This is a genomic window from Komagataeibacter ossonobensis (genome assembly GCF_057359305.1).
The window spans coordinates 35,344-47,914 of record NZ_JBXAYQ010000006.1 but is presented as its reverse complement, the minus strand read 5'-3'; the positions used below and the strand labels follow the sequence as shown (position 1 = coordinate 47,914).

General features: G+C 62.8%; 11 protein-coding genes and 1 pseudogene. 1 reads left to right on the top strand and 11 read right to left on the bottom strand.

Annotated elements, in window-relative coordinates; genetic code table 11:
- Positions 1 to 54: 54 nt before the first annotated feature.
- The 8 genes and pseudogenes from AC1RQ9_RS06480 to AC1RQ9_RS06445 all read right to left on the bottom strand — a co-directional run bounded on the left by AC1RQ9_RS06480 (position 55) and on the right by AC1RQ9_RS06445 (position 8,953).
- On the bottom strand, positions 55 to 1,788 hold the full coding sequence (locus AC1RQ9_RS06480) for a putative bifunctional diguanylate cyclase/phosphodiesterase (RefSeq protein ID WP_193733238.1): 1,734 nt from the start codon (positions 1,786 to 1,788) through the stop codon (positions 55 to 57).
- 56 nt (positions 1,789 to 1,844) lie between these two features.
- The gene (locus AC1RQ9_RS06475) at positions 1,845 to 4,061 is read right to left on the bottom strand and encodes an EAL domain-containing protein (protein ID WP_485986066.1); all 2,217 of its coding nucleotides are present in this window, start codon (positions 4,059 to 4,061) and stop codon (positions 1,845 to 1,847) included.
- Positions 4,062 to 4,383: 322 nt separating this feature from the next.
- Positions 4,384 to 4,644: a DUF6587 family protein gene (locus AC1RQ9_RS06470; protein ID WP_193733240.1), complete on the bottom strand. Its 261-nt coding sequence runs from the start codon at positions 4,642 to 4,644 to the stop codon at positions 4,384 to 4,386.
- Positions 4,644 to 6,479 (bottom strand): ferrous iron transport protein B, encoded by a 1,836-nt coding sequence (gene feoB / locus AC1RQ9_RS06465; RefSeq protein WP_485986065.1) that lies wholly within the window; start codon positions 6,477 to 6,479, stop codon positions 4,644 to 4,646. The genes AC1RQ9_RS06470 and feoB overlap by 1 nt, the downstream gene beginning before the upstream one ends.
- The gene (locus AC1RQ9_RS06460) at positions 6,476 to 6,724 is read right to left on the bottom strand and encodes a FeoA family protein (protein ID WP_010508194.1); all 249 of its coding nucleotides are present in this window, start codon (positions 6,722 to 6,724) and stop codon (positions 6,476 to 6,478) included. The genes feoB and AC1RQ9_RS06460 overlap by 4 nt, the downstream gene beginning before the upstream one ends.
- Before the next feature lie 69 nt (positions 6,725 to 6,793).
- Complete coding sequence (locus AC1RQ9_RS06455) at positions 6,794 to 7,015, bottom strand: hypothetical protein (protein WP_485986112.1); 222 nt, start codon at positions 7,013 to 7,015, stop codon at positions 6,794 to 6,796.
- Positions 6,967 to 7,202: pseudogene (locus AC1RQ9_RS06450) on the bottom strand (DUF6881 domain-containing protein). Before AC1RQ9_RS06450 ends, AC1RQ9_RS06455 begins: the two are co-directional and overlap by 49 nt.
- A gap of 425 nt (positions 7,203 to 7,627) precedes the next feature.
- Positions 7,628 to 8,953: a cobyrinic acid a,c-diamide synthase CobB gene (locus tag AC1RQ9_RS06445; RefSeq protein WP_485986064.1), complete on the bottom strand. Its 1,326-nt coding sequence runs from the start codon at positions 8,951 to 8,953 to the stop codon at positions 7,628 to 7,630.
- Between the two features lie 71 nt (positions 8,954 to 9,024).
- Between AC1RQ9_RS06445 and AC1RQ9_RS06440 the strand changes: the two genes are divergently transcribed.
- Positions 9,025 to 10,110 (top strand): cobalt-precorrin-5B (C(1))-methyltransferase, encoded by a 1,086-nt coding sequence (locus AC1RQ9_RS06440; protein WP_485986063.1) that lies wholly within the window; start codon positions 9,025 to 9,027, stop codon positions 10,108 to 10,110.
- A gap of 84 nt (positions 10,111 to 10,194) precedes the next feature.
- On the opposite strand, the gene cobM is transcribed toward AC1RQ9_RS06440, so the two are convergent.
- The 3 genes from cobM to cbiE are packed head-to-tail and all read right to left on the bottom strand — an operon-like array spanning position 10,195 to position 12,565.
- Positions 10,195 to 10,947, bottom strand: coding sequence for a precorrin-4 C(11)-methyltransferase (gene cobM, locus AC1RQ9_RS06435; RefSeq protein ID WP_485986062.1), 753 nt, complete (start codon positions 10,945 to 10,947; stop codon positions 10,195 to 10,197).
- A complete protein-coding gene (locus tag AC1RQ9_RS06430) occupies positions 10,944 to 11,318 on the bottom strand; it encodes a cobalamin biosynthesis protein (protein WP_193733245.1) in 375 nt (124 codons plus the stop codon). Before AC1RQ9_RS06430 ends, cobM begins: the two co-directional genes overlap by 4 nt.
- Positions 11,315 to 12,565 (bottom strand): precorrin-6y C5,15-methyltransferase (decarboxylating) subunit CbiE, encoded by a 1,251-nt coding sequence (cbiE, locus tag AC1RQ9_RS06425; RefSeq protein WP_485986061.1) that lies wholly within the window; start codon positions 12,563 to 12,565, stop codon positions 11,315 to 11,317. Before cbiE ends, AC1RQ9_RS06430 begins: the two co-directional genes overlap by 4 nt.
- Positions 12,566 to 12,571 lie beyond the last annotated feature (6 nt).

The window sequence follows — 12,571 nt, the reverse complement described above, 5'->3', positions numbered from 1 at the left end:
AAGCTTTTTGAAAAAAGCTTCACCAAAAACTTCTTTATGGTCTGGCGCGCGGGTTCATGCGGTCGTAGGGGCAGGGTTCCATGCATCCTCACGCGTGATGCGGATCAGTTCCGTGGCGGAAACCGCGCGCGAGATGAAGAAGCCCTGCACATAGTCCACGCCCAGTGCGCGCACGGTATCAAATTCTTCCTGTGTTTCCACACCTTCCACCGTTACGGCCAGGTTGTAGCCATGACCAAGCTTGATGAGCGAGGCCAGCAGGCTGCGTGCCTTGCTATCCGACCCGATATTGCGCACCAGGCAACGGTCCAGCTTCAGCGACTGCAGCGGCAGTTCCCTTAGCGTGGACAGCCGCACCGTGCCGTAGCCGAAATTGTCCATGGCCAGCCCGAACCCGTCTTCCGCCAGGCCGCGCAGGCGCAGGCGGCTTTTTTCCGCACGCCGTCCCTGCAGCATCTGTTCGGTGACTTCCAACATGAAGGTGCTGGGGTCGAGGTTGAGCTGCCGGATCTCGCTGAACAGGTCGATCTGCTGTTCAAGGTTCAGCAGGTCCAGATGCGACAGGTTGACCGCCAGCCGCAGGCTGGGCAGGCCCGCTTCCTTCCATTTCTGGATATCATCGTGGAAGGACTGCACCAGATGCGTTTCCATGATCTGGGCCAGCGCCGAATCCGCGAATACATCGGTAAACGCACCGGCGGACAGCAGCCCGCGTTCGGGATGATGCCAGCGCATCAGGGCTTCCGCCTGTTCGATCCGGCCGGTCCGGGCGTTCAGTATGGGCTGGTAGTAAACCTCGAACTGTTTTTCCGCGACACCCTGCCGGGCTTCCGACAGGATCTTGGCGCGTTCCATCGTGGTCTTGTGCAGGCTGGGCGTGAACATGCGCGCCTGCTTGCCCCCCGCCTGCTTGGCGGCATAGACCGCGACATCGGCGTTCTTCTGCAAGGCTTCCAGCGATTCCTCGCCGGTGATGGGGGTGGCCCCGATACTGCCGGAAATGCGCACGGTGGCGCTGTCCAGCATGATCGGTTCCTCCAGCAGGTTCTGGATCTTGCTCAGGATGGTCTGCAGCGGCATGGTCTTCAGGCTGTGATGAAGGATCACCGCGAACTCGTCCCCGCCCAGACGGCTGATCGTATCCTGCGACCCGATCAGTTCGATCAGGCGCGTCGCAATGGTCTTGAGTACCTCATCACCCGCGTGATGGCCGTGGATGTCATTGACCGGCTTGAAGCCGTCAAGATCGAACATCACCAGCACCTGCGGGTCGGCATTGCGGCGTTTGCTCGCTTCCACGGCGGTGATCAGGCTGGCGTTGAACCCGCCACGGTTCAGCAGGCCGGTCATCATGTCGGTCGCGGCCTGTTTTTTCAGCCGTACCTTCGTGTTCATAAGTTCGGTAATTTCAAAACGGGTCGCGACAAACCCGCTTATTTCCCCCTGTGCGTTCTTGTGGGGAATGATGGTGGTCGCCACCCAGTAATGGCTGCCGTCCTTGGCGCGGTTGCACAGGTTGCCATGCCATGTCTGGCCCGAATACAGGGTCCGGTACATGTCCCGGAAAAAAGCCTTGTTATGCTCCCCCGAATTCAGGATGCGATGGGTGTGGCCCAGCAGTTCTTCGCGGGAGTACTGGCTGATCTTGCAGAATTTGTCGTTGACGTAGGTAATGACCCCCTTGCGGTCGGTCACGGCGACAATAAGGACATTATCAACCACATCCGCCCAGAAGTCGGCATCTTCATGCGTTAGGGCGCGAAGCCTGTTATCATGGTGTGCGGACATTCTGGTACCTCGGATACGGAGCAGGAAACGGGGAATTACCTGTAAGCAGTCTAGGATTATTTCTTCTTGTCGGAAACATTTTTGGCGGCAGGCTTGGCCGGCATGATTTCACGGATTGTCTTGTGCTGCCTGACCCATTTTTCCAGGTCATCAGGGGCCAGCGGCTTGGCGAACAGATAACCCTGCATCACATCGCAGTTCAGTTCTTCCAGCAGGCGCCACTGTTGTTCAGTCTCGACCCCTTCGGTCACCACCGTCATGCCCAGGCGCGAACCGATGCCGATGACCGCCATGGTCACGGCCTGCGCGTTGGTATCATGCTCGAACTCATTGATGAAGCTGCGGTCAATCTTGATTTCCGTCAGCGGCAGGCGCGTCAGCCGCGACAGTGACGAATACCCCGTGCCGAAATCATCCATCGACAGGCCACAGCCAAGGTTGCGGATGGACTGCAGCACTTCCTCGGTATCGCGGCTGTTGTCCATCATCACGCTTTCGGTGATTTCCACCGTCAGCCGCGCGGGCTTGAGGTCATGGTCCTTCAGCAGGGCCGCGATGTGTTCAGGCAGTGCGCGGTTGCGAAAATGTACCGCCGACAGGTTTACCGCCACGGTGGGGACATGGATGCCGTCGCGGTCCCATTTCACGATCTGGCGGCATGCTTCCAGCAGCGACCACCGGCCGATGGCCTCGATCTGGCCGGTTTCCTCCGCCACCGCGATGAAGCGGGACGGGTAGATGTTGCCCAGTGTCGGATGGTGCCAGCGCGACAGGGCCTCCACCCCGCTGAGTTCCAGCGTATGCGTGCGCACCTGCGGCTGGTAATGCAGGTTCAGCATGCCCTTGGCCAGCGAATCACGCAGCGCCGAGCCAAGCACCAGCCGGTCCTGCGCCACCTGGTTCTTTTCCAGGTTGGCGAAGCGGAAGGTGCCGCGCCCGTTTTCCTTGGCCTGCCGCAGCGCTACATCCGCCGTGCTGAGCAGGGATTCACTGTCCGGCCCGTTATCGGGGTATGTGCTGATACCGATCGAGCAGGAAATCGTCAGCGTATTCTGCCCGATCTGCATGGGCTTGGCGATGGTGGCCAGCAGGCGTTCGGCAAACTCCGTGGCTTCCTTGGTGGGGCAGTTGGGCACCACCACCACGAATTCATCCCCACCAGAGCGGCTGATGACATACCCGTCCAGCGCGATGGCACGGATACGGGCCGCGATCTCGACCAGGAACTGGTCGGCATAGACATGGCCCAGCGCGTCGTTGATATCGCGGAAACGGTCGATATCGAGCATGAAGATGGCGAACTGGCGGTTGCCATCCTGCTTGTTGATCATGCCCTCGATCACCTTGTGGACCGAGGAGCGGTTGAGCAGCCCGGTCAGGCTGTCAAAATTGGCAAGATGGGAAATATGTTCCTGCGTTGCATTCTGCTCGAACGCCAGCGCACAGAAGGGAATGCATGAATCAACGATGCGCTGCGGCCATGTGTTGCGGCCCTGATCCTCACGCGCATACAGGGCGAAAATGCCCTTGACCTGACCCGAACGCGTGCAGACCGGCGTGCAGAAGCACTGCTGCAGCCCCAGTGAGATGCCGAGCGAACGATAGCTGTCCCATACCAGCCGCGTGGCGTAGTTGGGATCCACCCGCAGCTTTTCCAGTTCGGAGGAGGAAATGTACAGGCTTTCCAGTGATGTCCGGTACCGCTTCGGCAGGGTCGGGCTGGACAGCACGCGCAACTGCCCATCAGCGGTGATGAGCATGAGGACCGCCACCGTGCCGGGCACGAAGCTTTCCACCCGGCGGCACAGCAAATCGGCCACGTCCTGTATCATCATGTCGCTGGCCAGCGCCTGCAGCACGTCATTCTGCAGGATCAGGATCTTGCGCTGCTGGCTTTCATTGGTGACGTTCTTCATCACCCCCATGAAGAAGACACGCCCATCATGCGTGACGACCTTCGACAGCGACAGTTCACCGCATATGTATTCCCCATCGCTGCGGGTGAAATCCACCTCCCGCGATGTACCGACAATCCGGTTCTGGCCGCTGGCGCGGCTGCGGTTTACGAACGCGTCATGCCCACCGCGTTGCTGCGTGGGTACCAGCACGTTCACATTCTGGCCAAGCACGTCCTTCCTGTCCAGGCCCCACAGGTTTTCCGCAGCGTTATTGAAAAAGATGACATGGTTCTGGTCATCAATAATAACGGTTGCGTCTATGGCCTGTTCCAGTGCCGAAATCAGGACTTCAGCGCTCAGGTTAGGCTTGGACATTGAATTACCTCGCAAAAGGGACAAGGGCAGCCCGTCGCCGCAAGCCGTGCGGATCGGGGGGCGTAAAGTCATGGAACGGTATGGTCACGCTGCTTGCCTTGCATGCCATTATACATATCAAGGCAGGCAGGGCGGTGGTAGCAGTGGGCAAGCGGATATCATATGACCGAAAGGCATATATCTCATATTATATAGAATAATTTTTATTCTGAATTTATATAAAAAATTACCATGGCGCCGCATAATCATGACAAACCGGATGGTCTATATACCCCATCCTGTCGCACTGATCCATCTGGTCATTTCTCTAAAATGCGTATCTTTACCTGACGGGCCTGTCGGGCGCGCAGGTTTTGCCACTGCAGCCCGAACACCCGCCACAGCCCCCGCCGGTGCGTGGGGTTGCGTGCCGGTCGGCATGACGGATCAGGGCGGACGGGGCATGGACATGCCGCAGCACGGTCGCCATCTGCCGCCAGCCCTTCTGCGCCAGCAGGGGAAACAGCCGGCCTGCCCAGTACAGCGCACAGGCCCCGACCAGCCCGCAGGCCAGCAGCGTCTGGAACAGTGTGGCCAGGTGCATCAGAACATCCGTGCGATATGGTAGGTCAGGAATGCCGCCACATAGGCCAGGGCGAACAGGTATCCCGCCGCCAGCGCCACCACCCGCCATGATGCGGTTTCCCGCCGGATGACCGCAAGGGTCGCGACACATTGCGGCGCATAGACATACCATGCCAGCAGCGACAGGGCGGTGGCCAGGCTCCAGTGTGTGGGCAGCATCTGCCCAAGCTGGATGGCCGCCTGATCCGTATCCGTGCCGGAACCCAGCGAATAGACCGTGGCCAGCGCGCCCACCGCGACCTCACGCGCGGCAAGGCCGGGGATCAGGGCCACGCAGATCTGCCAGTTGAAACCCAGTGGTGCGAAGATCGGCAGTATCAGGTGGCCGATCCGGCCTGCAAGGCTCCAGTCGATGGCCGGTCCCGGCGCACCCGGCGGCGGGGCGGGAAAGCTGGACAGCCCCCACAGCAGCACCGTGAGCGAGACAATGGTCGTGCCCACGCGCATCAGGAATATACGCGCCCGTTCCCACAGCCCCAGCGCAAGGTCACGTGGATTGGGCAGCCGGTAGGCCGGCAGTTCCATAAGCAGGGTGGCTTCCTGCCGGTCGGGGTTGCGCCAGCGTAGCACGCGCGCCACCACCACGGCGGACACGATGCCCAGGGCATACAGCCCGAACAGGACAAGCCCCTGCAGGTTCACAAGCCCGGCAATGTTGCGATGGGGAATGAATGCCCCGATCAACAGCGTATAGACCGGCAGCCGGGCCGAACAGGTCATGAGCGGCGCGATAAGTATGGTCACCAGACGGTCGCGCGGATTCTGGATCGTGCGCGTGGCCATGACACCGGGCACGGCGCAGGCGAAGCTGGACAGCAGCGGGATGAAGGACCGTCCGCTCAGTCCCGCAAAGGACATGAGCCGGTCCAGCAGGAACGCGGCACGGGGCAGGTACCCCGATTCCTCCAGCGCCAGTATCCATGCAAACAGGATCAGGATCTGCGGCAGGAATGTCACCACGCTGCCAGCCCCCGCGATCACGCCATCCACGATCAGGCTGCGCAGCACGCCATCAGGCAGTAATTGCCCCACCTGCTGTCCCAGCCAGCCCATGCCCGCGTCGATTCCGTCCATCAGCGGCTGTGCCCAGGCGAAAACCGCCTGGAACATGAAGAACAGCAGCACGATCAGGATGACCGGTCCCCACACCGGGTGCAGCACCCAGCGGTCCAGCCGTTCCTCCACCCGGTCGGACAGGGGGGTGGACTGGGTCACGCAGTCCGACAGGATCTGGCGCACCATTGCATGCAGGTCCGTGCCAGCAGGCAGCGGAACGGGTACTGGCGGTGGTGCGCCATCAAGCTGTGCCAGCAGGCTGCGTGCCCCGTCGCGTCTGATGCCCACCGTGGGCACCACCGGCATGCCGATTTCAGCCTGCAGGCGCGGCAGGTCGATTTCCATGCCCCCACGCTGTGCTGCGTCAATCATGTTCAGCGCCAGCACCGCCGGGCGGCCAAGGGCACGCATTTCCAGCACGAAGCGCAGATGCAGCCGCAGGTTCGTCGCATCGGCAACACAGACCAGCAGGTCGGGCGCTGCCTCCCCCCGATAGGTTCCGGCGCAGACGTCGCGGGTCACCGCCTCGTCGGGGCTGGTGGCGTTCAGGCTGTATGCGCCGGGCAGGTCCAGCAGGCGCACGGTGCGGCCTGCGGGCGTGGTGAACCAGCCTTCCTTGCGTTCCACCGTGGCGCCGGCGTAATTGGCCACTTTCTGCCGGCTGCCGGTCAGCAGGTTGAACAGCGCCGTCTTGCCGCAGTTCGGGTTGCCCACCAGCGCGATGTTGAGGGCAGTCATGCCTGCACCCCCGCGGTGTGTACGTTCACGCGGGCTGCTTCCGTGCGGCGCAGGGCAAAGCGTGTAAAGCCGATGCGCACCGCCAGCGGGTCACCCCCTAGGGGGGCTGTCGCGACAATGCGCACCGCCTCACCCGGCACGAAGCCGAGTTCACGCAGTCTCTGTGCCACGGGGTCGGTGCTGCCGTGGTCATCAACGCTGTCAATCACGGCGTCGGTTCCGCGTGGCAGGTCACTCAGTCGCATAAGGCGAAATTATCCGGACAATAACAGTAAGTGATAATTATTATTAAATACTGGTGGAAATGTTGTCCATCATGTTTGTTCCGATACCTGCGCCATGGCGGGTACGGGTATGTCCGGGACGCATGTAACGACACGGGCGCCGTGCTGGCGGCCAGTCCCGGTCGCGCCGTGCGGCAGGCTGTCAGGATGGTGGGTGCCGCTGGCCGGTCTTTCCCATGCCTGTGCTGGCATGGGGGTACGGATCAGGCCGAATGCCTGCCGCTGTCTAATCCATGGCTGTACCCATTCCATATTTTCTCGAATTCAGTGCGGCTGATTTCCGTGGCTTCAAACTGTTCATCTTTATTGATTTCAGACAGGGGCGGTATTTCACGTCGGCCAGCCATGTTTCGCCTGCTGGTCGCGTTTTGTCGGCAATGCCGAAGCGTCCATCCCCATAAATCTCGATTTTCCTGCATTCATACCGGTCATCATCCATTTCCGAATAAAGGATGATGGGTTCCCGTTTCGTGCCATGTTTTCATATACACTTGATATAAAACAATTTTATATATCTTTCGGTAAGAGACCGTTTGGAAAGTCAGCTCAGGAAACACCCAGAAATCATAAGGAAGTTTTTGGTGAAGCTTTTTTCAAAAAACTTTGGAAACCGCCGAATTTTTGAAAAAAAGGCGGCATCCGAAAATGTTTATTGTTTTTTATCAGCCATTTGTTTTCAAACAGTCTTTAAGCCGTGCAGGGGTGTGGAACCGGATGGCGCTGTCCGGGACATAACCCGTACGGTGTGACGTGGCATTAAGAATGCTGACCCATGGTCTTCCGCCCGGTCTGGCCTGTCATGCCACCGCGTGACCGCATGTTGCCATTACCTCCGGCCATGAACTGATGGTGATGAACTGTCTGTCAGGATATGGTTTCCACTGTGGACAGCACATGGAAGAACGTGCCCGATACATGTCCGCGTCGTGCGCCGCCGGTGCCACGGTCCATGCCATAGCCATCATGCAGGCTGGCCAGCGGCGCGTCCGGGCCGGGGTCGGTAACCGTGGCGTAATGGAACTCATGCCCGCGCAGCACGGTGCCCGCAGGCCCGATGGCGCAGTCATGGCGCAGGGTGGCGCTACGGTATCCAAGGTTCATGCGGCGTCTGGCAAAGGACGTGGCATGTCCCAGCAGGCCGGTCATGCGGTGGGTTTCGCCCGTCTTGTCCGTCAGGCTTTCCCCCAGCACCATGAAGCCGCCACATTCCCCATGCACTGGCCGGGTCTGCGCGAACCGTCCCAGCGCATGGCGGAAATGCCCTGCCGCTGCCAGTCGTCCGGCATGCAGTTCGGGATAGCCGCCGGGCAGCCAGCAGGCATCGCATCCTTCATCCGGGCCTTCGTCATCAAGCGGTGAAAAAGGACGGATTTCCGCCCCCGCCCGGTGCCAGCCCGCCACGACATGTGCGTACAGGAAGGAAAAGGCCGCATCATTCGCCACCGCGATCCGCTGTCCCGGCGGGGGCAGGGCGATGGTCGCAGGCGCCGCGGGGGCGATACGTGGCGGCCGGGCACAGGCCAGTATGGCATCCAGGTCAAGCTCGCGTTCCGCCTGTGTGGCCAGTCGGTGCGCCAGTTCGTCCAGCCCGCCATGCTCACGCGCCTGCACCAGGCCAAGATGGCGTTCGGGCATCTGTAACTGCGTATCGCGCCCGAACGCGCCCAGCACCGGTATGCCAGTGGCGGTAATGGCCTGTGTCGCCATGGCGGCATGGCGGGGGGAGCCGACGCGGTTCAGGATGACGCCTGCAATCTGGACGGTCGGATCCAGCGTGGCGAAGCCCAGCGCGGTTGCCGCCGCCGACTGCCCCTGTCCCGAGATATCCAGCACCAGTATGACCGGCAGGTCAAAGCGCGCGGCGATATCCGCCGGTGCGCCACGGGCGCCACGGGGCTCCATAAGTCCGTCAAACAGCCCCATGGAGGCCTCGGTCACCAGTATTTCGCAGTCTGAACAGGCCTGCGCCATGACATCATCCAGCAGCGCGGATGGCATGGCCCAGCTATCCAGATTGAGGCTGGAAAGCCCGGTCAGTGCTTCATGAAAGGCGGGATCGATATAGTCCGGCCCGGTCTTGGCCCCGCGCACCGCAACGCCCCTGCGGCGCAGGGCGGCCAGCAGGGCCAGCGTCAGCGTGGTCTTGCCGCCGCCTGATCGGGGTGCGGCTATCATCAACCCTCGTGTCATCGTGTCCGTTCCTGCTAGACCGTGGTGAGCGGAGCCACCTTTTACCCCCATAGGGAAAGAAGATCACCCAGATGGAGCGTACCCATACCAGCCTGCGCCGGGGATGGACCACAGGCAGTTGCGCCACCGCCGCCGCCCGTGCCGCGTGGAATGGGCTGTGCGGGGGCGAATTTCCCGATCCGGTGACCATTACCCTGCCCGGTGGGCAGCATGTGGCCTTTGCGCTGGCCGCCCACGGGCATGCGGGTGATGGCGCATGGGCGGCGGTGGTGAAGGACGCGGGCGACGACCCGGACGTGACCCACGGCGCGCATGTGCGCGTGGACGTGCGCCGTGGCCCGGCGGGTAGCGGCGTGGTGTTTCAGGCGGGTGACGGCGTGGGGACCGTGACGCTGCCCGGCCTGCCCATCCCACCGGGTGAACCTGCCATCAATCCCGTGCCCCGCCGCATGATCCGTACCGCCTTGTGTGACACGGCGGGACGGGAGCCGGATGTGCAGGTCACGGTGTCCATTGCAGGTGGGCGGGACATGGCGCGGCATACGCTCAATGGCCGTCTTGGAATCGTGGGCGGCCTGTCCATTCTGGGCACAACGGGCATTGTCGTGCCGTTTTCGTGTGCCGCATGGATCGACAGCATCCATCGTGGCGTGGACGTGGCGCGGGCGCTGGACCTGCCGCATGTGGCAGGCTGTACGGGCGATGTATCGGAACGGGCCACGCGGGCGCTGTACGGTCTGCCGGAAGAAGCCATGCTGGAGATGGGGGATTTTGCCGGTGGCCTGCTGAAATACCTGCGTCGCCACCCGGTGGGCCGCGTGACCATTGGCGGTGGCGTGGCCAAGATGACCAAGCTGGCGCAGGGGTTTCTGGACCTGCATTCGCGCAGGGGGCAGGCGGATATGACCCGTCTGGCGGAACTGGCGCGCCGCAGTGGGGCGCCAGAGATGCTGGTGGCGGCCATTACGCAGGCCCATTCCGTCGCCGCCGCCTTCGCACTGGCGCAGCAGGGGGGATTTCCCCTTGGTCCGGCAGTGGCGCGTGGGGCATGGGCCCGTGCGCGGGATGTTCTGGCAGGAAGCGACTGCATGCTGGATGTGCTGCTGTTCGACCGCGCAGGCCAGCTTGTAGCCCGGTATGGTCCTTCTTCAGTCTAGAATAGTGCCTTGATAAACATAAAAGTTTCTCAGGTCTGGGGAAAACCTGTTTCCTTTTCTTCCATACATGATGACAGCAGCATGTCAGGACCGGAAACGGCGGTGATAATCGGCATTATACAGTGCGCTTTCACGGAAATCATGCGTGCCCAGCGCCCGGCCAACCAGCACCAGCGCCGTGCGCTCGATCGGGTTTTCAGCCAGTTTTGCACAGATGTTCCCCAGCGTGCCGCGCAGCACCAACTGGTCGGGCCATGTTGCCCGCGCCACGATGGCCACGGGGCAGTCCGCACCGTAAAACGGCGTCAACTGCGCCACGATCTGGTCCAGTACGTGAATGGCCAGATGGATCGCAAGTGTCGCCCCGGTCGCGCCAAAAGCCGCCAGCTTTTCCCGCTCCGGCATGGCTGATGCCCGGCCGCTGACGCGGGTCAGCACCACGCTCTGCGCCACTTCGGGCACCGTCAGTTCATGCCCCAGCACGGAGGCGGCGGCGGCAAAGGCAGGCACACCCGGTGTCATGGTCCATGGAATGTTATGGCGGTCCAGACGGCGGATCTGCTCGGCCACGGCGCTGTAGACCGACAGGTCGCCCGAATGCAGGCGGGCAATATCCTGTCCTGCCGCATGGGCCCGGAGGTATTCCGCTTCGATCAGGTCCAGCGTCAGGGGGGCCGTGTCCACCAGCCGTGCATCCGGTGGGCAGTGTTCCAGCATTTCGGTTGGCACGATGGAGCCTGCGTACAGGCAGACCGGGCATTTCGCCAGCAGGTCGCGCCCGCGCAGGGTCAGCAGGTCGGCAGCACCCGGGCCTGCGCCAATGAAATGTACGGTCATGCATTTTCTCCCTGTGCCATGGCACATGTTGCGTGGGTGCCGGTCAGGCGCGGCACGATCAGGCGTGACCGTGCCCCCGCCGCCGCCAGCGCACAGCCTTCCGCCACCGACGCCACCCCCAACGCCGCCTGCGCGCGGACGGAACGGGTGATGCAGCGTGGCTGTGCGGCGGCCAGTTCATCGGGTGTTACGGCGCGCAGCGTCAGGCCCAGCCGGGTGATTGCGGCCTGCAGCCCGGCTTCGCGGTAGCGGAAGGCGGGCACGGCCACAAGGTCCGGCCGCAGGCCGCAGCGTTCATGGGCCTTGCGCAGCAGGTCAAGGATCACGTCCGCAGCACACCCGCTGCGCAGGCCAAGTCCCGCGACGATCATGCCGACCCGTCTGCCATGCGGGTGACAGCGTAGCTGGTCACGGTCATGCCGGGACGGAACCCGTGGAAGCGCCCGATGGCCTCCAGTCGTTCCACCTGCATGCGCGTAAGCGTACCACCCCAGCGGGCATGGGCGGCGATGACCGCCGCCTCGCTTTCCAGTGTCACGGCATTGGCGACCAGCCGCCCGCCCGGTCGCAGGGCGCGCCATGCACCGTCCAGCATGCCGGGATTGCTTATGCCTCCCCCAATGAAAATGGCGTCGGGTGGGGGCAGGCCATCGGTTGTAAGGGTGGGCAGGACAGCAGGGGCTTCCCCTGCCACGACATGCAGGCCGGGTACGCCCAGGTTCAGGGCGTTATGGGCGATACGCGCCCGGCGGTCGGCTGATTTTTCAATGGCGACGGCCCGGTTGGCCGGGTGGCGCAGCATCCATTCAATGCTGATGGATCCTGATCCCCCGCCAATGTCCCACAGTACCTCGCCGCGTCGCGGGGCAAGGGCGGACAGGGTCGCGGCCCGGATCTCGCGCTTTGTGATCTGCCCGTCATGGACGAACAGGTCATCGGGCAGGCCGCAGGCCAACGGGATGACCAACGCATCCCGCGTGGCCACGATTTCCAGCGCCATCAGGTTCAGCCGGGGCGGACGGGGCCCATCTGCCACAGCCATGTCCGCGACCGTGCCGGTGTGGTGTGTCTGCCCTGTCCCGCCCAGCGCACCCAGCACATGCAGGATGGACGGCCCGAAACCGCGTTCATGCAGCCAGCGGGCAAACCGCGCCGGGCTGTCTTCATCCGCCGACAGTACCACCAGCCGCGCACCGGGCTGCAGGGCAGGGGCCATGGCCTCCATCGGGCGACCGCACAGGGACAGCAAATTTATGTCCTGCTCCGCCCAGCCCAGCAGGTTGCACGCCAGCGCCACGCAGGATGGCGCGGGATGACAGGCCATTTCCCCCATCGGCACATGACGGCGCAGCGTGGTCCCCACCCCGAACAGGAACGGATCCCCCGATGCCAGCACGCAGACGGGCTGCCCCCGATGGGCCAGCACCTGGGCAATGCCATCGGCAAAGGGGTGCGGCCATGCCAGCGTGCGCCCGGTTGTCACCGATGCCGCAAGTGCCAGGTGACGCGACCCCCCGACCACCAGCGTGGCCCCCGCAATCAGGGCGCGGGATGCGGGGGGCAGCCCCTCGACACCCTCTTCGCCAATACCGATAACATGCAGCCATGGGGTGGTCATGCGTAG